We start from the raw sequence: 20,540 nt of genomic DNA on the forward strand, positions 1-20,540 counted from the left end.
GTACATGAGTTCTGGAAAGTTCACCCTGTTCCGCCATGATGGTCATGGCAACGTGGTGCCCTGCGCGGACGTCACCTATCGTATCCGCGATGTACTGCATGGCTTCGCCGTCGTGGCCTCCGGCACGACCGACACGCTCGGCGACACCGATCTGGTGACGCTGCCGGAGCGTGTGCAGACCCCGGCACCACCGGTCCTTCCCGACTGGCGCAGAGGCTGGCCGAACCTCGGCGCCGGGCCGGCCGGCCTGAAGCTGCCCTGGCCGCGGCGCAACGTGCCGGACGCAGCTGCCGGGGCCGGGCAGGGCGCCCGCCTGCCGCACAGTGAACATCGATACCAGCTGCAGGTCCGCGATGACGCCAGCGGCGAGTGGACCGATCCGCTGCTGCACCCGGACTGCCATGAGCCCGCGCAGCTGGGCCCCTGGAGCGAAGATCCACGGGCCGAAGCTTCGCTGCGGCCTGCATTGCAGGTGCGGCGGCTGCGGTTGCGACCGTTCCACCAGCTGCAGTTGCAGCGGCAGAGCCCGCCAACACCGGTGGCGGAGGCCGGCTTTGTGGGCTACCGCCGCGACCGCGATGGAACTGAGGTGGTCGCCCTCGACGTGCACGGGCGGCCGGTCCGTGGCGTAACGGATAGGCAGGGAATGACCCCGCGCCTGTTCTGCGAACAGGATCTGCGGCTGGTGTTCACCCTGCCGGGCAGCCGCAGCGAACTGCGCAGTGCGCTGTCCGAGCCACGGGTCGTCGGGCAACCGCGCCTGGTGCCGGTGGTGCCGGTGAAGATGCATGCGGTGGTGAGCGGCCCCGGCGAAGGCGCCACGCTGGAGCTGGCCGGGAAGATCAGTGCACCGGCGCTGCTGAACGTGGCCGACGAAGAACTCCTGCTGCTGACCCCCGAGGTCTGGGAGGAGTTCCGCGAGGTTGCGCGATCCATTGAAGGCAGCCTCTCAGCCGTGCCGCGCGCCCGCTGGCAACTGGAGGAGGCGCTGGCCGGCCGCAGCCTGGAAGCGGTGGCCCAGGCCGAGAAGAACCTCGGCATGGCCGAGGACCGTGCAGCGGCCATGCTCAACGGGAACTTCGCCCGAAAGACAGACCTGGTTGAAGTGATCACCTTTGAAAGCTACAGCCGCAAAAGCGACGGCCAGCCACAGCAGGAGGTGGGCCTTCGCCGCAATTACCTGCCGCGGTTCAAGTACGACGAGTTCAAGGGGCGCCGGGTGATGGGCGTGCCTACCCACGTGGATGTGGGCATGTCGACACGGGCGGGCGACAGCGCGATGTCCGTGGGTAGCGCGGCCCGGCAGAAGGGGCCGGCCTTTCAGAACTTTGATTCACGAAAATTCATGCAGTCGCTGATGACGATCAAGGCCCAGATTGGCCGGAGCGTCAAGGCGCCGAACATCCAGTTCGACCTTATCGAGCTGGGTGGGAACCAGTTCTCCGAGCTGGTGCGCGCGTCGGAGACCTACTCGGTGGAGACCTCCGCGCAGTGGCTGCGGTTTGTGGCGGGTGCCGGGGCCAGTGCCCAGGCCGAGTGGGACCCACTGCACCGCAAGGCCAGCGCCAAGGTCGATGCGGGTGCACATTACAAGCTGGCGCTGTTCGAAGCGAAGGCCGTGCATACGTGGTCGATTCCCTCGCGTACCGGGTGGATGCAGCGCTACGGCGATATCGACCTGGGCGCGATCGTGTTCCAGATGTCGCTGGAGCTCCATGGCTTTGCCGGAATGAAGCGGGCGCTGATGGGCGCTGCCGGCGTGAGCATTGATCGTGGTGCTGCCAAGGTTGACGCGCAGCCGCGTGATCGTGATGACAGCTTCGTGCCCAGCTTCGATATCGTGCGCGGCATGCCGCGGGCTGACATGGGCGATCCGCCGGGCGAGGACGGCCGGCCGTCGAGACGCGTGGTGATGGCCGCGGTGGGCGAGAAGCCGCCGGAGAGCCTGAATGGCATGCGGGTGAATGCCGAGGCGTTTGTGGGTGTTGAGGCGGGCTTGACGCCTGCGGGTGAATTGCAATGGCTGCCGCCCCAGCAGGGAACACCGGTAACGCTTGCGAAGCTGAGCTTGGATACGGCCGCTTCTGCTGGGGCGGGGGCCAAGGCGCAGCTGTATGTGTATTACGCGGACGGGCGTTTCCGGATCAAGGTCAGTGCGCGGCTGTGTTTGGGCATCGGCTGCAGAGGGGCGCTGGATTTCGTGGTAGGCGTGGAAGGAATGCTGGAGTTTGCCAAGTGGGTGTATTACCAGTTGGCGCATGCGGGGTTCAGGGAGCTGATGTTCTTTGCGCGAGATGCGCTGAAGTACTTCTCCCAGATCGCCTTCCTCGAGGTGTCCGCCGGAGGATCTGTAGAAAGGTTCCTCGCCCAGAACATCGACCGCGCGCTCAAGGCTGTAGAAGATCAGATTGGCAAAGCGCAGATTGCGCGGAATCGAATTGAACTGGTTCGAAGAATCAACTCCGCTACGGGAAATTCAGATCTCAATAGTGCATGGCTCTTGTACGCAACACCTGTGACTCGTGGAATGATCCTCTACACCATCACTCGCCACAACTGGATAACGCATATGAATAGTCCAGCTGAATTCGAGGGGATTTTTGATCCTCAGCTGCACTACCTTCCTGATCACAAGAAGGCTGTAATCCGCGTGATAAGGGGCGTCAGCCTTGTCAGTGAATGGCTGGCGATGTTTCAGTACATGACTGCCGACGGCGAGATTAGCGGTGAGTCACTGGGCAAGCTTGAAGGCGATGTAATTAAATTTCTTGACTATGGGAACTCGCTGTCAGGTGACCTTAGAGGAAAAGTAATTGATCCAATCAATGTGGAAGGTGATGTGCCATCAGATCGGCTGGGGAGCAGCTACGTCGAGCAGTTCATTGCCCATCGCAGAAGACTGCTGGGTAGCTTTCCAAAGGGGTATGAGGTAGTGCAGTTGCAGCGGATGGACCTCGATGCGCTCCTGGCGCTTGACGGCAGGGACGCGCCTACATTTGCAAGCATTGATGGCGACTACCTGCGCTCGCGTGGGCAGGAACAACGGGCTGTTGCGATACTTGGTCACAGTGGTTCGCCTGCAAACGCATCCTAGTTTGCAGGCGTCACGACCCCAGAAATGAATAGCGGTGCAGGCCCGTTGCTGGGCCGCGTCAGCTGTCCTTTGAACTGGCAGGGCCGGCGGCTGCGCAACGGAACCTGTTTGAGCTGTTCGGATTGAACAGTCGCCTTCCTTCTTCCGAGAGAAGCGGGTCTGGAGAAGGGTCTGGAATGTCCTTGAACCGGGTAAACGTCATCGACACGATGAAGAGCGAGTCCCCTCCTCGATTGCTGTGGCTTCGTTGGACCTTCTCCTTGCCATGTGCAGGTCCGCGTGGATCTTGCGTGTCTGAAATGTCGTAAGTATTGCTATACCAATCAAGCATCCACTCAAATCCATGATCAATCATGTCGTACAGGCCCAACGGGGTGGGCGGATATTGTCCAAGCGGAGTAGGGCCAGACATATAGCCACGCTGGGAAGCATAGTGCGTGATGGTTCTGTAATCCCCGACATTCCTTCCATCGTCGACGCTCCCATCATCGGTGGGCCAGATCACGAGCTGCCCTCGGTTGCGCGCCGCGTATTCCCATTGCGCCTCCGTCGGCAGCTCCATCTTGCGCCCGATAAGCCCGCCAACCCATCCACAGTACTGATGCGCCGACTCCCAGCTCACGCCGACCGGGAGGTCGTCTGGCAGGTTCCTGTACTTCAGATCCTTCGGGTACTGCGCTGTCCGGGGCTGGCCCGTTGCATCGGTATATACGTCGAAGTCGGCGTAGGTGATCTTTTTGGCGCCGAGTGCGTAGCTGCTCAGCGTTACCTCACGCAGTACGTCGTCGTCGCGCTCACCGCTGTAAGGCATCTTCGCGCGCGGATCGATGGGGCCGAAATCACCCATGATGAAGGTGCCGCCTTCCACCTCCACCAGGTCTTTTTTGGTCTTTTGCGACAGCGCTTCGATGCGCGCTGTGAGCTCAGGAGAGTGCTTCTGGGGCGCTTTGACGGTCGAGCCTTGGCACGCCGTCAGCAGAAGTGCTGTTGGCACAAGGGATTTCAGAAGGACGGGTGGAATAGGCGGCATGGAAAGCACCGATCAGTTCTGGATGGACTGAATTAGCGTAGCAATGCCAGATATGGGGAGGCACTTATGACGGGGTCAAGGAGTGTGAGGCGGCACTTTCCATAGGACGCAGAGATGCAGTGGCGGCGCATCGGAACCTGTTCAGGCTGTTAGGGTCGAAGAGATACTTCGCATCGTCGTCCAGAAGTGGATCTGGACCCGGATTTGGATGGCGTTTGAATCGAGTGAATGTCATCGATACGATGAAAAGAGAGTCTCCACCCTGATTGCCGCTGCTTCGCTGGACTTTTTCATCGCCATGCACTGGTCCGCGGGGGTCTTGTGTGTCGGAGATGTCATAAGGATCCCGATACCAGTCAAAGACCCACTCATACCCATGGTCGATCATGTCATACAGACCCAGTGGGGTGGGCGGGTACTGACCAAGAGGAGTTGGACCGACCGTGTAGCCATGCTTGGAGGCATACGCTCGGAGCGTCTTGTAGTCGCCAACATTCCTTCCGTCGTCGACGCTGCCATCATCGGTGGGCCAGATCACGAACCGGCCCCGGTTACGCGCCGCGTATTCCCACTGCGCCTCTGTCGGCAGCTCCATCTTCCGCCCGATCAGTTTTCCTACCCATCCGCAGTACTGCTGCGCGGCCTCCCAGCTCACACCTACCGGTAGGTCGTCCGGTATGTCTCTGTACTCTAGGTCGAACGGGTACTGCGCCGTTCGGGGCTGGCCAGTCGCGTCGGTGTAGACATCGAAGTCGGCGTAGGTGATCTTCTTCGCACCGATCGCGTAGCTGCTCAGCGTTACCTCACGCAGTACGTCGTCGTCGCGCTCACCGCTGTAAGGCATCTTCGCGCGCGGATCGATGGGGCCGAAATCACCCATGATGAAGGTGCCGCCTTCCACCTCCACAAGGTCTTTCTTGGTCTTTTGCGACAGTGCTTCGATGCGCGCTGTGAGCTCAGGTAAGTGCTTTTGGGGCGTTTTGACGGTCGAACCTTGGCACGCCGTCAGCAGAAGTGCTGTTGGCACAAGGGATTTCAGAAGGACGGGTCGAAGAGGCGGCATGAGAAGCACCGATCAGTTCTGGATGGACTGAATCAGCGTAGCAATGCTGCCGCAAGGCGCGTGGCGGCTCCACGGCTCAGGCATCGCGCCAGGTGCAGCCGGGCACGGCTGGTCGCTTCGTAATCAAGGGCTGCCGATGGGCAGCGCCAACCAAGATTGGCGTCCACCGATATGTCCCGCTACGGTCGCAGCGGATGCCCACCAAGGTGGGCATCTACCGGGAGCGAAACCGCAATCCGACCCGCGCGCCGCCGATCGGGGCGGTATCGATCACCAATGCCGCACCATGCCGCTGTGCGATCTCTGCCACGATCGCCAGCCCCAGACCGCAGCCGTCGCCCTCGCTGCTGGCCCGGTAGAAGCGTTCCGTGACACGCCCGCGCTCGGCCTCGGCGATGCCGGCGCCGTCGTCGTCCACCCACACCTGCACACCTTCGGCGTCCTGCTGCAGGCCGAGCGTGATCACCCCGCGCGTGCTGCCATAGCGCAGGGCATTGTCCAGCAGATTGCCAAGCGCTTCGCGCAGCAGTTGCGGATCACCCTGGATCGACACGCCCTCGTCGGGCCCGTCGTAACCCAGGTCTACGCCTGCGGCCAATGCCCTGTCCGCGTAACGCTCCACCACACCGCGCGCCAGCACCGCCAGGTCCACCGGCTGCAGCGGCAACGCGCTGCCCTGTGGATCTTCGGAACGGCTGAGCATCAGCAGCTGGTTGACCAGGTGCTGCAGCCGCGCCAGTCCGCCCAGCGTGCCGGACAACGCCAGCTGCTGCGCCTGCGGATCATGCTGGCGCAATGAACTCTCCAGCTCCACCTGCATCGCCGCCAATGGCGTGCGCAGCTGATGCGCGGCATTGCTGACGAAGCGCCGTTGTGCGGCCTGCATCGCGTCCAGGCGCTGCAGCAGCGCGTTATAGGCCTCTACCGCCGGCCACAGTTCGCGCGGCGCCTCCTGCGCAGGGTCCAGCGGCGCCAGCGGGTCCGGGCGAGGGCTGGCCAAGCAGCGTGCCACCTGGTTGGCGTGGCGCGCGGCGGCGCCGGTACCCGACCACGCCAGCCACGCCGCCAGCGCCAGGATCGCGGCCTGGAACGGGATGCTGGTCATCAGCAGCTTGCGTTCAAGCCGATGGCGCTTGCGCAGCGTTTCGGCAACCCGCAAGCGGATGTCGTGACCGGGCCCGGCGCTGACCGCCACTTCGACCATGCGCACCGGTTGTCCGCGCAGTCGTGCGTCGTAGTAGACGGCGTCGTCATCGCGTGCGGCGGCAACGGCAGGGCGGGGCAAGGCTTCGGGCAGGTCACCGTACAGGCGTCCGCCCCCGGCATCGACCACTTCGCCATGCACTTCATCGGTGGTGTCCCAGGTGAACATGCGCGACACCGCTGGGGTGATCTCGATCGAGGCCCGCCCATCCTGCACCTCCACCAGTTCGGACAGCGACATCGCCGAGTCCAGCAGCCAGCGGTCGTAGACCTGGCCGGCGTAGAAGCGCGCCAGTGCGAACGAACCCACCGCGCTGCACAGCATCAGCACCAGCAGCGGCAACCACAGGCGCCGCAGCAGCAGGCCACGCAGGCTGTGCACGCGCTCAGTCACCGCCGGCCTCCAGCCGGTAGCCGAGGCCGCGCAGCATGCGGATGCCAACGCCAGCATGCGCCTGTTCCAGCTTGCGGCGCAGGCGGCTGACATGCACTTCAATCACCGACAGGTTGGCCTCGTGGTCCCAGCTGTACAGCGCATCGAACAGGCGCTGCTTGGTGACAGTACGGCCTGGGTGCTGCATCAGCGCCTCGACCAGCGCCAGCTCGCGCGCGGTCAGTTCGATGCGCTGGCCATCGACCTGCGCCTCGTTGCGGATGCTGTCGAAGCACAACCGGCCCAGCCGCTTCTGTGCCGGTGCATCGCTGCGGCGGCGTGACAGCGCACGCAGCCGCGCTTCCAGTTCGCCCAGTGCGAAAGGCTTGGCAAGGTAATCATCACCGCCGCGGTCCAGCCCCAGAATGCGGTCGTCGACGCCATCGCGCGCGGTCAGGATCAGTACCGGCAGGGTGACGCCGTCGTTGCGCAACCGCGACAGCAGGTCGAGGCCATCGACATCGGGCAGCGACAGGTCGAGCACCATCACGTCATACGGCGCGCTGGCCAGCGCGGCCGGCGCATGCAACCCGCGCGAAAGGTGGTCGCACAGGTGCCCGGCGCCCTGCAGGGCGCGGATCAGTCCATCGGCCAGGGCGGCATCGTCTTCGATCAGCAGGATTCGCATTGCAAGTTTCGTGCAAGGTTGGGGCAAGTTTGGCGCAAGTGCGTCACCTTACCGTGACGCGCATGAATTTCTCCCTTCGACTTGCGGCTGTGCTGGCCGCCCTCGTGTGCGCGCCCGCAGCTTCGGCGCTGTCCCTGGCGGACGCGCAGCGCGCCATGGAGGCGCACAACCCGGACCTGCGTGCGGCGGCACTGGAGCTGCGCGGCGTGCAGGGTGATGCGCAGACCGCCGCCCTGCGGCCCGCGGCCGAGCTGTCGATCGGCAGCAGCAAGATCAGCCCCAAGCATGGCATCGGCCCCGGCCGCTGGCAGGACAAGCGGGTAGACAGCACGCTGGGCCTGGGCTGGACCTGGGAGCGTGGTGGCAAGCGAGCGCTGCGCATCCGCCAGGCGGACGCGTTGCTGCAGGTGGCCGGGCTGGAAATGCTCGATACCCGACGCCGCCAGCAGGTGGCGCTGCACGAGGCCTATTTCGGCCTGAAGAGCGCGCAGGAGCAGGCGCAGATTGCCGAGGCCAACCGCCAGAGTTCGAACGAACAGATGGCGGCGGCGGACAAGCAGGTCGCAACCGGGGCGATGGCGCCGGTCGATCGTGCGCGGTTGGCGGTGGACGATCTTGCCGTGGCCGATGCCGCGCGGGAGGCGGCGCTGGATCTGCGCGACGCCCGGCACGCGCTGGGGCTGCTGCTCGGCAGCGATGACAGCAGCAACCTCAGTGCCGACGACCCGTGGCCCGACACCCGCAATGTGGCCGCCACGCGCGCGTTCGACCCGCAGCAGCGTGCCGATCTGCGTGCCGCACAGTCGCGCCTGGCCGCCGCCGATGCCGGTGTGGCGCTGGCCCGCAGCGAGCGCCACCGCGACATCCAGCTGGGCGTGGAGGCCGAACGTGAGCCGACCGACATCAGCGGTGTCACCTGGGGGGTGTCGTTGACGATTCCGCTGGGTGGACCGTCGCGCGCACGCGGTGCCATTCAGCGCGCCGAAGCAGATCGGGACAGTGCCGCACTGGAACTGCAGGTGCTGCAGCGCGAAGCGCGCGCCGAGCTGGACCAGCTGCAGGCCAGCGCACAGTCCGCCGCGCAGCGTCGCGCCGATTACGAAGGGCTGCAGTCCGATGCCGCGCGCAAGGCGGTGCAGGGCATCGAGCTGGCCTACCGCCGTGGTGCCGCCAGCCTGACCGACCTGCTGGATGCGCGCCGCAGCTGGCGCGACTTCGAGGCCGCGCTGATCGAGGCGCGTGCCGACCATGCCATTGCCTTGGCGCGCTGGGAAGCCGCCACATCCGTTACCGAAGGAGAGTCCCGATGAAGTCCACCGTCGCCCATCGCCCGCGCGCGCGCCCTGCGCTGCTGCCGGCGTTGCTGGCACTGGCCCTGCTCAGTGGCTGTGGCCGCGAGCCGGCGTCGTATGCCGAAGATGCGCCGCAGGTCAGTGCTGGCCAGATCCAGTTTCCGGCCGATAGCCGCCAGCTGGACGTGCTGCGCAGCGAGGCGGTGACCGCCGGTGCCAGTGCCAGCCTGCAGCTGCCGGGCCGTGTGGTCTGGGATGAGACCCGCTCCAGCGCATTGCGCACGCCGCTGCCGGGGCAGGTCGCGCGCATCGAGGCGCAGCCTGGCCAGCAGGTAAAGGCGGGCCAGATCATCGCCTGGATCACTTCGCCGGAGTTCGGCCAGGCCCAGGCCGAGGGCGCGCGTGGCCGCGCCGAACTGCAGCAGGCACGCAAAGAGCTGGAGCGCACCCGCGAGCTGCACGCCGCTGGCGTGGCGTCCGGGCGCGAACTGGACGAGGCCGAGGCCAACTTTGCCGGCAGCCAGGCCGATCATGCGCGCGCAACCGCCTTCGCCAAGGCCTATGGCAACGGCCAGCACGTCGACCAGCGCCTGCCGCTGCGCGCGCCCATCGAGGGCGTACTGGTGGAACGGCGGATGAGCCCGGGCATGTCGGTCAGCCCCGACAGCGAACAGCCGCTGGCGGTGATCGGCGATCCGGATCGCCTGTGGCTGCTGCTGGACATTCCCGAAAGCCTGGCCGGGCGATTGAAGGCCGGCATGCCGGTGAGCGTGCCCGGCGCCGATGGCAAACCCCTGCAGGCCACGCTGCAGCATGTGGACGACTTCGTCGACAGCGAGCGTCGCGTGGTACAGGCCCGCGCCGAGCTGGACAACCGCACCCGCGCATTCAAGGCCGGGCAGTATGTGCGCGCACAGGTGGCATTGCCGGCCGAAGGCGGCGTCTCGCTGCCGGATGCGGCGGTGCTGTTGATCAACGGCACGCAGGTGGTGTTCGTGGAGGAGGGCAAGGGCCGCTTCGTACGCCACGCCGTGCATGCCGAAGAACTGGGCGATGGCCGCCTGTGGGTGCGTGAGGGCCTGGCGGCAGGCAGCAGGGTGGTGGTCGAAGGTGGCCTGCTGCTGCAGCAGCTGGTCGACAGTGCGCCGACGGCGGCCAGCAGCGGCACGGGGCACGCCGCCCCATGATCGATCGCCTGATTGCCTATTGCCTGCGCCAGCCACTGATGGTGATGCTGGCGCTGCTGCTGTTCATCGGCGCGGGCATCGCCGCGTTCCGCGTGCTGCCGGTGGAAGCCTTCCCGGACGTGTCCGACACCCAGGTGACGGTGGTCTCGCTGCACCCGGGCCGCGCCGCCGAAGAGGTGGAGCGCGAGGTGACGATGCCACTGGAGGTGGCGCTGTCCGGCATTCCGCATTCGGTGCGGGTGTTCTCGCATACCCAGTTCGGCCTGTCGATGATCATCCTGACCTTCGATGACAAGGCCGATGACTATTTCGCGCGCCAGCAGGTGCTGGAACGCCTGCAGGGCGTGGAGCTGCCGGAAGGGGTGACGCCGGAACTGGAGGCGATGAGTTCGGCGGTAGGCGAGATCTACCGCTACGTATTGAAGGGCCCGCACCTGACCTCGACCCAGCTGCGCACGGTGCAGGAATGGACGATGGAGCGCAGCCTGCGCACCGTTCCGGGCGTGGCCGATGTGATCAGCTTCGGTGGCTTCGCGCGCACATTCCAGGTCAAGCCGGACCTGGACAAGCTGCGCGACCGCGGTATCAGCCTCGGTGAGTTCGCCGAAGCGCTGGAGAAGGGCAGTTCGAATGCCGGCGGCGGTTACGTGGAGCGTGGCCAGCAGCAGTTCCTGATCCGCGGCGTGGGCCTGATGCGTTCGCCAGCCGACATCGGCAACGTGGTGGTCGGGCAGCGCGGCGGTACGCCGATCCTGGTACGTGACCTGGCCAGCATCGCCGACACCGGGCTGCCGCGGCAGGGCCTGGTCGGGCAGGATGACAACGACGATGCGGTGTTCGGCATGGTGCTGATGCGCAAGGGCGAGAATCCGTCCGACGTGCTCGACGCCTTGCATGCGCGCATCGCCGAGATCGAGGCGAACCAGTTGCCGGCCGGGGTCAGCATCGAGCCGTTCTACGACCGCTCCTGGCTGGTTTCGACCACGCTGAAGACGGTGTTCCGCAACCTGCTGGAAGGCGCCGTGCTGGTGTTCCTGGTGCTGTGGCTGTTCCTGTACAACGCCCGCGCGGCGCTGATCGTGGCGGCGATGATGCCGCTGGCCCTGCTGTCGACCTTCCTCGGCCTGCACCTGTGGGGCGTGCCGGCCAACCTGCTGTCGTTGGGGGCGATGGACTTCGGCATCATCATCGACGGTGCGGTGATCGTCACCGAGCACATCGTCTCGCGGCTGTCGAAGCTGCCCCCCACGGCAGACAGGAAGACGCGCTTCTCGACCATCCTTTCAGCGGCATCGGAAGTGGGCCGGCCGACGTTCTTCTCGATGATGATCATCATCGCCGCGCATATCCCGATCTTCACCCTGCAGCGCCAGGAAGGCCGCATGTTCGCGCCGATGGCCTATTCGGTGACCTCGGCGTTGATCGGTGCGTTGATCCTGGCGCTGACCGTGGTGCCGCTGTTCTGCTACTGGTGGCTGCGGCGCGACCGCATGCGCGACGGCAATCCGCTGATGGACCGCCTGACCGGCTGGTACAAGCCGGTGCTGGAGCGTGCGCTGGCCCGCCCGCGGGTGGTGGTGCTGACCGCGGTGGCGTTGCTGGTCGGCACGCTGGCGTTGGGTACCCGGCTGGGCTCGGAGTTCCTGCCCGAATTGGACGAGGGTTCGATCTGGTTGACCGCCACGCTCGACCCCAGCACCAGCCTGGCCGAGGCGCAGCAGCAGTCGCGGCGCATCCGCGAACTGGTCGGCACGTTCCCGCAGGTATCGACGGTGGTGGCCAAGCTGGGCCGCCCGGAAGATGGTTCCGATGCCAAGGGCGCCAACCAGATCGAGGCGCTGGTGGCATTGAAGCCGGAGAAGGAATGGCCGAAGGGCGTGGACAAGCGGCAGCTGGTGAGCGACCTGCAGCGAACGCTGGAGCAGCGCATACCGGGGCCGGAATTCTCGATCTCGCAGCCGGTGCGCGACAACATCCTGGAGAGCATTTCGCAGATCAAGGGGCAGGTGGTGATCAAGGTCAGCGGCTCGGACCTCGACGTGCTGAACCGGCAGGCCCAGGCGATCCTCGGCCAGGTGCGCGGCGTGGACGGCGTGGAAAGTGCCTTCATCGACCGCGACGGCGCGTTGCCGCAACTGCAGATCGAGATCGATCGTGACCGGGCCGCGCGTTATGGCCTGAACGTGCGCGACATCGACGAAGTGATCGAGACCGCACTGGGCGGGCGCCAGGTCGGCGAACTGTGGGAGGGTGACCGCAGGTTCCCGATCACGCTGCGGCTGGACGACGCAGACCGCGACCTGCAGCGGCTGCGCACGGTGCCGGTGGGGATCGGTGACGGCCACGCGGTGACGCTGTCCGAAGTGGCCGAGTTCCGCATGGCCAGCGGCGCGATCAACATCTCGCGCGAGAACGCGCAACGGGTGAAAGCGGTCAGCATCTTCATCGCCGGGCGTGACATGGGCAGCGTGGTGGCCGACATGCGCAAGCGCGTGGACGCCAGCGTGCAGCTGCCGGAGGGCTACCGGCTGGAGTGGTCCGGCGAGTTCGAGAACCAGCAGCGCGCGATGAAGCGGCTGGGCTGGGTGATTCCGCTGTCGGTGCTGCTGATCTTCGTGCTGCTGTTCGATGCCTTCAAGGACATCAGCAGTGCGGCGCTGATCCTGGCCAACGTGCCACTGGCGATGATCGGCGGCATCCTGGCGCTGTGGCTGACCGGCATTCCGTTGTCGGTGTCGGCGGCGATCGGCTTCATTGCATTGTTCGGGCAAGCCGTGTTGAACGGGGTGGTGATGCTCAGTCGCTTCGCCCAGCTGCGCGAACAGGGCATGGACCTGCTGCAGTCGGTGGTGCAGGGTTCGCTGCAGCGCCTGCGCACGGTGCTGATGACTGCGCTGCTGGCGATGTTCGGCCTGCTGCCGATGGCGACCTCGCACGCGATCGGTGCCGAGACCCAGAAGCCGCTGGCGGTGGTTGTGATCGGCGGCCTGCTGTCGGCGATGCTGCTGACCCTGCTGGTGCTGCCCACGCTGTACTACTGGGTGCACCGCCGCCGCGAGGCGCGGTAGATGCCCACCTTGGTCGGCACGCGCGGAACGCCCACCAAGGTGGGCGACTACCGGTGTGCCGTGCCCCGGTAGATGCCAACCTTGGTTGGCATGCGCCAAGGCGGCCACCCAGCGGGCGACGAACAGCGTGCCGTGATCTGGTAGATGCCAACCTTGGTTGGCATGCGCCAAGGCGGCCACCCAGCGGGCGACGAACAGCGTGCCGTGCTCTGGTAGATGCCAACCTTGGCTGGCATGCGCCAAGGCGGCCACCCAGCGGGCGACGAACAGCGTGCCGTGATCTGGTAGATGCCAACCTTGGTTGGCATACAGCACCTGCCCACGGCGGACAATCGTGCATAATCAACCAACACCATCCGGACAGCCGAACAATGGACCGCTTTACGGCCATGCGCGCCTTCGTCCGTATCGTCGAGCGCCGCAGTTTCACCCGCGCCTCCGAGGACCTTGGCCTGCCACGGGCCACGGTGACCGACGCGATCAAGGCGCTGGAACAGCGCTTGGGGGTGCGCCTGTTGAACCGGACCACGCGGCTGGTGGTACCGACCCTGGAGGGTGAGGCCTTCTACGGTCGCTGCCTGCGCCTGATCGCCGACATGGACGACGCCGAGGCCGCGTTCCGTGACGTGCCACCGCGTGGCCCGCTGCGCATCGAGGTGCATGGCACGCTGGGCCGGCATCTGCTGTTTCCGCACCTGCCGGACTTCCTGCAGCGCTACCCGGACATCGAGCTGGACGTCAGTGAGGGAGACCGTTATGTCGACCTGCTGCGCGAAGGCGTGGATGCGGCGATCCGGGTCGGCACGCTGGCCGACAGCGACCTGGCGGCGCGACGGCTGACGCTGCTGCGTGAGGTTACCGTGGCTTCGCCGGACTACGTGCAGGCCCGGGGCTTGCCCGAGGGAATCGACTCCCTGAAGGACGGCCACGAAATGATCGGCTATCGTTCCAGCGCCACCGGCCAGCTGATTCCTTTGGAGTTCCAGCAGGACGGACAGGTGCGCTACGTGTCGTTGCCGGCGCGGGTGCTGGTGTCCGGTGCGGATGCGTTCCTCGGCGCTGCGCTGGCTGGGCTGGGCATCATCCAGGCACCGCGTTACCGCATGGATCCGTACATTGCGCGGGGCGAGCTGGTCGAACTGCTGCCGCAGATGCCGCCAACGCCGAGCCCGCTGAACCTGGTCTACCCGCGCAACCGCACGCCCTCGCCGCGGTTGCGGGTGTTCATCGACTGGGTGGCGGCGCTGTTCGAGCGGGCAGGGTAGTGCCGGCCGCTGGCCGGCAACCCGGGACTGGTCAATGCAATGCAGAAGCCGGCCAGCGGCCGGCACTACCGCGCCTGCGCGATCCAGGCCGAGGGCGAACAGCCAAGCACACGGCGGAAGGCCGCGCTGAACTTGCTGGGGTTGGCGTATCCGCTGGCCAGGGCGACGTCGGTGACGGTGCGGCCCTGTGCCAATGCCGCGCGGGCCCATTGCATACGATGCCGGGTCAGGAACGCATACGGTGGCAGACCGGTAGCGGCGCGCAGGGCGCGGCTGAAGCTGGACGGCTGCATCTGCACGGCGGCAGCCAACTGGCTGACGCCCAGCGGCTGGCCCTGCTGTGCATCGATGTAGTGCTTCAACTGCAGCAGCCGTTGTGCCGACAGCGGCGTGGCGGTGCCGCCCACCTCGCGCCGTTGGCCGGCAAGCTGGCCCAGGCGATGCAGCAGCACCTGGGCGCCGTGTTCGAGAAAACCGGGCAGGCACGCACCGGCCTGCGCGCTGCACCACAGCGCCTGCAGCACCGAGGCCACCACCGGATCCTGGTGAAGCCGCGCCGCCAGCGGCTGCAGCTGCTGCAGCGCCAGCGCGTGGTGCGGGTACGCGCGGGTGTCGATGGCAATGCCGAGCACGTCCACAGCGGGGCTGGCGTAGGTGCCGCTGTCGCCAGGCAGGACCAGGTTGAACTGGCCCGGTCGCCACGGTGCCTGCAGCACGCCATTGAGTGTGCGCTGCTGCAGCCACCCCCCGCCGGCCATGGCCATGCCCAGGCGCAGTTGCTGCGGATGCCCCATTTCGCCTTCGGCAGCATCGAAGCGGTGGCGCAGCAGGACCACCGCCCCGTCCGGGCTGACGTGGGCGGCCGCAGGCTGGGGGCCGGTTTCGCGCAGTAGCTGGTCGGCGAGGGCGGGCATCACGGATCCGGAAATGGAGCGGCGCTGCCGCGAATGGAGTGGCGGGATGGCGCGAATGTTACAGGATAACACTCTTGACCCGCGCTGCCGCCGCCCGCGCGTCCGCCTTTCCATCCGTTGAGGTCCGTCCGTTGAAGTCGTCCACGCCTGCTGCCGCCCTTGTTGCGGCATCCCTGCTCATTCCCGCCATGCCCGTGCTTGCCCAGCAGGCCGACCCGGCCACGCTTGACGGTGTCCGTGTCACCGGCTCCAAGCGCGATACCCCGTACCTGAAGAGTGACCTGTCGGTCACCGTGCTTGATCGGCAGGCGCTGAAGGAGGCAGGTGTCACCGAGTTCCGTGACCTCGACAAGCTCGCCCCGAACGTGAAGTTCAATGCGATGGGCCAGCTGAGCAACATGTTCATCTCGATCCGCGGCATCGAGTCCAATCCGTTCCTGGTCAACCGTGCGTCGGTCTATATCGATGGCATTCCGTTTCGTGAACTGAGCAATGCCGTGCTCAACCAGGTCGAGTCGGTGGAGGTGCTGCGCGGGCCGCAGGGGACGCTGTATGGCGCCAACAGCGAGTCCGGCCTGGTGCTGGTGCGCACGCGCGGTCCAGCCGATGCGCGCGAAGGCGAACTCAATGTGCGCAGTACCTGGTTCGGCAATGGCAACGGCACGGCGCTGGATGGCTTCCTGGCCGGCCCGTTGAGCCGCGATGGCAGTCTGTCCGGCTCGGTGGCGTTCATGGGCTCGGACGAGGATGCCTACCTGAAGAACCTAACGCCCTCCGGTGCGCGCGGCAAGGTGGGCGAGGGCTACCTGCAGGGCAAGCTGCGCTGGCGGCCGAGCGACTACGTTTCGGTGAATGCACTGGCCTACCATCTGCGCACCCGCGCGCCGGGCATGTTCGAGTACGAGTACCTGCCGCTGGATACCGGCCTGTACAACCGCACCTATGGCACCTCGCTCAACGGTGGCCGCCGTGCTGGTGATTTCACCTACATCAATGACGCGCCCAAGCGCACCGCGAAAGATGAGTCGGTGGCGGGCCTGAGTGCGCAATGGCAGCTGCAGGCCGGCACGCTGGACGTGGCCGCCTCCTGGCGGAACGAGGAAGTGACCTCGGCCGGCTACGACTTCGACATGACCCAGAGCGCGGCACTGGCAGGCCGCATCTACGACCGGAAGAACGAATGGACGGCCGAGGCGCGCTTCAGTTCGCCCAGTGACCAGGCGCTGACCTGGATGGCCGGTGTGTCCACCTACCGCAACAGCAAGGATTCGATCCTGGGTACGTTCGTCGGTCCTGCGCTGCGTGGGCTGGACAGCTACAACCTGGCGCCGCGGCAGACCTCGAAGGGGGAGGACTACAGTGTGTTCGCCACCGCCAGCTACACCTTCCCGTCGCTTCCGCAGCTGACCGCAAGTGCGGGCCTGCGCCATGAGCAGGCGCGGCGTTCCACCGAGCAGCGTGCCGGTGCGCTGGACCTGGGCGCCGGTGGCCGCGTGCTGTACCGCGATGCCGCGCTGGCGCATACCTTCTCGGCCACGCTGCCGCGGGTGTCGCTGCGCTACGACGCCACCGACGACCTGTCGTTCTATGCGGCCTCGGCCAAGGGCTATATTCCGGGCGGCTTCAATCTGGCCGCAGCGCAGAGCGATGTAGTCAACGACAAGGTGCTGCGCTATGAGTCCGAGCGCATGTGGAGCCATGAGCTGGGCTTCAAGATGAACCTGGCCGGCGGCCGTGGCCACATCGGCGGTGCGCTGTTCTACATCACCTCGGACAACTGGCAGGAGATCCAGGTGGCCACCGATGCCAACGGCCGCCCGATCTCGTCGGACTACGTGGGCTCGGATGCGTCGATCCGTTCGCGCGGCGCCGAACTTGAAGGCGTGTTCGAGGTGACGCCCGGCTTCACCCTGATGGCCAACGTGGGCTATGTCGATGCGAAGTACACCAGGCTGTGGGTCAGCGCCGACCACAACCTGGCCGGCAAACGGGTCAAGCTGACCCCGCATTACACCGGCTATCTGGCGGCGCGCTACCAGTTCCAGTCCGGCCTGTATGCCCGGCTGGAATCGCAGTTCACCGGGTCCAGTGCGCTGGACGAGCGCAACCGCGCGTTCCAGCCGGCCGTCGCGGTGCTGGGCGCGCAGCTGGGCTATGAGCGCGGGCCGTGGAGCACACGCGTGTTCGTACAGAACCTTGCCAACAAGCGCCGCATCAACGGCCTGATATTCGACAACCTGGCGTTCGGCCGCGACGGCAACTACTACGGCCCGGTCGACAGCCCGCGCATCGTCGGCGCGGAAGTGGGTTATCGCTTCTGAGGTGGCGGCCGGCGCTATCCACGACGGGTAGTGCCGGCCGCTGGCCGGCATCTTCGGAACGGTACCGGTGCTGGTGCAGTGCTCGCCGGTTGCCAATATGCGCATATGCCAGCAGCACGCCACCGCAGGCCGTTGCCACGCCGTGCCACAGCAATGATTCCTTCAGCGGCAGGTACAGCGACGCCGACAGCAGCAGGCCGGCGCCCACGCAGGCCAACCGCAGCGGCCACCGGCGGCCATGTCGGCGCAGCCCCGCCGTGGTGCTGGCCAGCGCCAACGCCGAGGCCACCAGCGCGAACAGCCACTCCCAGCGCGACATCATCAGCAGCAGCGTCATCGCGCCATGGCCGGGGTGCTGGAACGAGCGCAGCGCCATCATCGCGGCCGGCACGAACGCCAGCAGCAATGGCAGGGCGACGCAATGGGCGGCGCAGGCCAGCGACAGCCAGGCACCGGCCAGATCGAGGCGGGGATGCCAGCGTGCCGAAGCTGGCGGCTGGGCCACGGCCCTTGCGGGCATCGAGGGGTTATGGTCCATAATGTTACAGAGTAACAATTGGAGTCTCCCCCATGAAGCTTCCCGCTGCTTTTTTCCTGCTGCTGGCTGCCAGCGCCGCGCAGGCCCACGACGTCCGCCAGCTCGGTGCGCACGTGCACGGCCAGGCCACTGTTGATCTCGCGCTCGATCAGGGCGTGCTGGAACTGGCCCTGCAGGCGCCGGGTATCGGCATCCTCGATTTCGAACGACCGCCGGCCAACACCGCTGAACGGGCATCGCTGGCACGCGCCACCGCGGTGCTGAAGAGCGGCAGCTGGGTAACGCTGCCGACGGCGGCGCATTGCCGGCTGGCCCGCAGCGATGCCAGCGCCGAGGGCTTCGATGCAACCGCCGCGGCACCGGCGGCCGGACAACACCGTCACGCCGGCTTCAGTGCCAATCTGCAGTACCGCTGTGCCAATCCAGCGGCGTTGCGCGCCCTGGTAATGCGCCTGCCAGCCGTGTTCCCGGGCCTGCACGAAGTCATCGTCAACTCCGCAACCGAACATGGCCAGGACCGCAGCGTGCTGACCGCCACCCAGCTGCGCGTGGTACTGGCGCCGTGAGCAGCGCTGCGCTGATCAGGCTGGATGAGGTGCAGTTCGGCTATGGCCTGCGCCTGGTGCTGGACATTCCGCAGCTGTGGATCGAGCAGGGCAGCAGCGTGCTGCTGCGCGGGATCAGTGGCGGCGGCAAGAGCACGCTGCTGGGACTGCTGGCCGGGGTGCTGCTGCCCGGCAAGGGCTGCGTCGAGGTGGCCGGGCAGGCGTTGCAGGCCATGCGCGGCGCCCGGCGCGACCGTTTCCGCGCCGACCACCTGGGCGTGATCTTCCAGCAGTTCAACCTGCTGCCGTTCCTCAGTGTGCGCGACAACGTTGCATTGGGCCTGCGCTTCTCGCGCCTGCGCAGCGAGCGCATCAGCGGGCCGCTGGACGCCGAGATCGCGCGCCTGCTGGGCGCCCTGCAAATGGACCCGGCGCTGATGCAACGGCGCGCGGGCACCCTGAGTGTCGGCCAGCAGCAGCGCGTGGCGGCCGCACGAGCGCTGATCGGCCGGCCGGCGGTGCTGCTGGCCGATGAACCGACCTCGGCGCTGGACCGGGATGCCGCCACGGCCTTCCTGCAGTTGATGTCCGCACAATGCCAGGCGGCCGGCACCACCGTGGTGGTGGTCAGCCATGATGATGGCCTGCAGCCGCTGTTCGACCGCACGATTGCCCTGGCGGAGATCAACCACGCAGGTGGCGCCCATGCTTGAGCTTGCCTGGGCCAGCCTGCGCAGCCGCGCGTTGAGCGTTGGCCTGACCGTACTGGTGATCACCCTCAGCGTGGTGCTGTTGCTGGGCGTTGAACGCGTGCGCGCACAGGCGCACGAGGGCTTCGCCAGCACGGTGTCGGGTACCGACCTGATCGTCGGTGCGCGTTCGGGGCCGGTGAACCTGCTGCTGTATTCGGTGTTCCATATCGGTGACCCGACCAACAACGTGTCCTGGCAGTCCTACCAGGAGCTGTCGGCGCTGCCGCAGGTGAAGTGGGCGGTGCCGCTGTCACTGGGTGACTCCTGGCGCGGCTACCGGGTGGTCGGCACCAGTGGCGGTTACTTCGAACACTACCGTTACGGCGCCGGCCACCTGCTGGCGTTCGCGCAGGGGCGGCCGTTCGACGATCTGTACGATGCGGTGATCGGGGCCGAAGTGGCCGCTGCGCAGCGGGTCGGCCTCGGCGATGAGATCGTGCTGGCCCACGGCACCGGCGCGGTTACGCTGGCCACCCATGCCGACAAGCCGTTCCGCGTGGCCGGCATCCTGCAGCGCACCGGCACGCCGGTGGATTCATCGGTCCTGGTCTCGCTGCCGGCCATCGAGGCGATCCATGTGGACTGGCGCTCGGGTGTGCAGCTGCGCAGCCAGAGGGTCAGCGCCGAGCAGGCGCGCCATCTGGATCTGACCCCGACCAGCATCACGGCGTTCATGCTCGGCCTGAACTCGCGCATTGCCACGTTCGCGCTGCAGCGCAGGATCAACGAGTACCCCGACGAGGCCATGCTGGCGATCCTGCCGGGCGTGACCCTGCAGCAGTTGTGGCAGTCGCTGGGCACGGCCGAACGTGCCCTGCAGCTGATCAGCGCGATGGTGGTGCTGCTGGGCATGGTGTCGCTGGTGGCGCTGCTGGTTTCGACCCTGCAGGAACGCCGGCGTGAGATGGCCGTGCTGCGTGCGATCGGTGCGCGGCCGGGCTACATCGCCGCCCTGCTGGTGGTTGAAGCGGTGGCGACCAGCGCGTTGGCCTGTGTGCTCGCGCTGGCGGTGCTGGCCGTGGCCAGCCTGGCGGGCCGCGCGTGGGCGCTGGCCAGCTTCGGGCTGTCGATCACCCATGTCTGGCCAGACGCTCGCGAGCTGGCATGGGCCGCAGGCGTGCTGGTGATCAGTGCGGTGGCCGGACTGGTGCCGGCGCTGCTGGCCTATCGGCGCACGCTGGCCGATGGCCTGTCGCCGGGAGGCTGA

At 66.6% G+C, this 20,540-nt stretch carries 14 protein-coding genes and 1 pseudogene; 9 read left to right on the plus strand and 6 right to left on the minus strand.

What is annotated here, in order from left to right; all coding sequences use genetic code 11:
• Nucleotides 1-4: 4 nt before the first annotated feature.
• Complete coding sequence (locus AC5P7U_RS02865; RefSeq protein ID WP_197564080.1) at nt 5-3,094, plus strand: DNA repair protein; 3,090 nt, start codon at nt 5-7, stop codon at nt 3,092-3,094.
• A 58-nt stretch (nt 3,095-3,152) separates the two neighbouring features.
• Here AC5P7U_RS02865 and AC5P7U_RS02870 read toward each other — a convergent pair whose 3' ends face one another.
• The 4 genes from AC5P7U_RS02870 to AC5P7U_RS02885 all read right to left on the minus strand — a co-directional run bounded on the left by AC5P7U_RS02870 (nt 3,153) and on the right by AC5P7U_RS02885 (nt 7,451).
• On the minus strand, nt 3,153-4,124 hold the full coding sequence (locus AC5P7U_RS02870; protein ID WP_495220773.1) for a formylglycine-generating enzyme family protein: 972 nt from the start codon (nt 4,122-4,124) through the stop codon (nt 3,153-3,155).
• 64 nt (nt 4,125-4,188) lie between these two features.
• Nucleotides 4,189-5,151, minus strand: a complete 963-nt coding sequence (locus AC5P7U_RS02875; RefSeq protein ID WP_414555886.1) for a formylglycine-generating enzyme family protein — start codon at nt 5,149-5,151, stop codon at nt 4,189-4,191.
• Between the two features lie 250 nt (nt 5,152-5,401).
• Complete coding sequence (locus tag AC5P7U_RS02880) at nt 5,402-6,784, minus strand: sensor histidine kinase (protein WP_197564078.1); 1,383 nt, start codon at nt 6,782-6,784, stop codon at nt 5,402-5,404.
• Nucleotides 6,777-7,451, minus strand: a complete 675-nt coding sequence (locus AC5P7U_RS02885; RefSeq protein WP_197564077.1) for a response regulator — start codon at nt 7,449-7,451, stop codon at nt 6,777-6,779. The genes AC5P7U_RS02880 and AC5P7U_RS02885 overlap by 8 nt, the downstream gene beginning before the upstream one ends.
• Nucleotides 7,452-7,513: 62 nt before the next feature.
• On the opposite strand from AC5P7U_RS02885, the gene AC5P7U_RS02890 reads away from it, so the two are divergent.
• The 4 genes from AC5P7U_RS02890 (at nt 7,514) to AC5P7U_RS02905 (ending at nt 14,263) form a co-directional block, all read left to right on the plus strand.
• Nucleotides 7,514-8,761, plus strand: coding sequence for a TolC family protein (locus AC5P7U_RS02890; RefSeq protein WP_197564076.1), 1,248 nt, complete (start codon nt 7,514-7,516; stop codon nt 8,759-8,761).
• Nucleotides 8,758-9,930, plus strand: a complete 1,173-nt coding sequence (locus AC5P7U_RS02895; RefSeq protein ID WP_197564075.1) for an efflux RND transporter periplasmic adaptor subunit — start codon at nt 8,758-8,760, stop codon at nt 9,928-9,930. The genes AC5P7U_RS02890 and AC5P7U_RS02895 overlap by 4 nt, the downstream gene beginning before the upstream one ends.
• Entirely contained in the window at nt 9,927-12,998 is a 3,072-nt protein-coding gene (locus AC5P7U_RS02900) for an efflux RND transporter permease subunit (protein ID WP_197564074.1), read from the plus strand. The genes AC5P7U_RS02895 and AC5P7U_RS02900 overlap by 4 nt, the downstream gene beginning before the upstream one ends.
• Nucleotides 12,999-13,369: 371 nt before the next feature.
• A complete protein-coding gene (locus AC5P7U_RS02905; RefSeq protein ID WP_414555188.1) occupies nt 13,370-14,263 on the plus strand; it encodes a LysR family transcriptional regulator in 894 nt (297 codons plus the stop codon).
• Nucleotides 14,264-14,328: 65 nt separating this feature from the next.
• Here AC5P7U_RS02905 and AC5P7U_RS02910 read toward each other — a convergent pair whose 3' ends face one another.
• Nucleotides 14,329-15,177, minus strand: coding sequence for a helix-turn-helix transcriptional regulator (locus AC5P7U_RS02910; protein ID WP_414555189.1), 849 nt, complete (start codon nt 15,175-15,177; stop codon nt 14,329-14,331).
• A gap of 188 nt (nt 15,178-15,365) precedes the next feature.
• On the opposite strand from AC5P7U_RS02910, the gene AC5P7U_RS02915 reads away from it, so the two are divergent.
• Complete coding sequence (locus AC5P7U_RS02915) at nt 15,366-17,498, plus strand: TonB-dependent receptor (RefSeq protein WP_495220774.1); 2,133 nt, start codon at nt 15,366-15,368, stop codon at nt 17,496-17,498.
• A 64-nt stretch (nt 17,499-17,562) separates the two neighbouring features.
• Here the strand turns inward: AC5P7U_RS02915 and AC5P7U_RS02920 are convergent.
• Nucleotides 17,563-18,036, minus strand: a pseudogene (locus AC5P7U_RS02920) (MerC domain-containing protein); the annotation flags it as partial.
• Nucleotides 18,037-18,068: 32 nt separating this feature from the next.
• Here AC5P7U_RS02920 and AC5P7U_RS02925 point away from each other — a divergent pair.
• From AC5P7U_RS02925 to AC5P7U_RS02935, 3 genes are read left to right on the plus strand one after another with little or no spacing between them, the layout of a single operon-like run.
• A complete protein-coding gene (locus AC5P7U_RS02925; protein ID WP_197563218.1) occupies nt 18,069-18,602 on the plus strand; it encodes a ZrgA family zinc uptake protein in 534 nt (177 codons plus the stop codon).
• Nucleotides 18,599-19,294, plus strand: a complete 696-nt coding sequence (locus tag AC5P7U_RS02930; protein WP_197563216.1) for an ATP-binding cassette domain-containing protein — start codon at nt 18,599-18,601, stop codon at nt 19,292-19,294. The genes AC5P7U_RS02925 and AC5P7U_RS02930 overlap by 4 nt, the downstream gene beginning before the upstream one ends.
• Nucleotides 19,287-20,540, plus strand: a complete 1,254-nt coding sequence (locus tag AC5P7U_RS02935; RefSeq protein WP_414555190.1) for an ABC transporter permease — start codon at nt 19,287-19,289, stop codon at nt 20,538-20,540. The genes AC5P7U_RS02930 and AC5P7U_RS02935 overlap by 8 nt, the downstream gene beginning before the upstream one ends.

This window comes from Stenotrophomonas sp. YJH_SMC_57, from assembly GCF_059369755.1.

Bases quoted from the DNA above. Each gene is read 5' to 3' on its own strand.
- AC5P7U_RS02900 (WP_197564074.1), top strand. From the start codon at position 9,927: ATGATCGATCGCCTGATTGCCTATTGCCTGCGCCAGCCACTGATGGTG.
- AC5P7U_RS02910 (WP_414555189.1), bottom strand. From the start codon at position 15,177: ATGCCCGCCCTCGCCGACCAGCTACTGCGCGAAACCGGCCCCCAGCCT.
- AC5P7U_RS02865 (WP_197564080.1), top strand. From the start codon at position 5: ATGAGTTCTGGAAAGTTCACCCTGTTCCGCCATGATGGTCATGGCAAC.
- AC5P7U_RS02895 (WP_197564075.1), top strand. From the start codon at position 8,758: ATGAAGTCCACCGTCGCCCATCGCCCGCGCGCGCGCCCTGCGCTGCTG.
- AC5P7U_RS02925 (WP_197563218.1), top strand. From the start codon at position 18,069: ATGAAGCTTCCCGCTGCTTTTTTCCTGCTGCTGGCTGCCAGCGCCGCG.
- AC5P7U_RS02890 (WP_197564076.1), top strand. From the start codon at position 7,514: ATGAATTTCTCCCTTCGACTTGCGGCTGTGCTGGCCGCCCTCGTGTGC.
- AC5P7U_RS02935 (WP_414555190.1), top strand. From the start codon at position 19,287: ATGCTTGAGCTTGCCTGGGCCAGCCTGCGCAGCCGCGCGTTGAGCGTT.
- AC5P7U_RS02915 (WP_495220774.1), top strand. From the start codon at position 15,366: ATGCCCGTGCTTGCCCAGCAGGCCGACCCGGCCACGCTTGACGGTGTC.
- AC5P7U_RS02905 (WP_414555188.1), top strand. From the start codon at position 13,370: ATGGACCGCTTTACGGCCATGCGCGCCTTCGTCCGTATCGTCGAGCGC.
- AC5P7U_RS02870 (WP_495220773.1), bottom strand. From the start codon at position 4,124: ATGCCGCCTATTCCACCCGTCCTTCTGAAATCCCTTGTGCCAACAGCA.
- AC5P7U_RS02885 (WP_197564077.1), bottom strand. From the start codon at position 7,451: ATGCGAATCCTGCTGATCGAAGACGATGCCGCCCTGGCCGATGGACTG.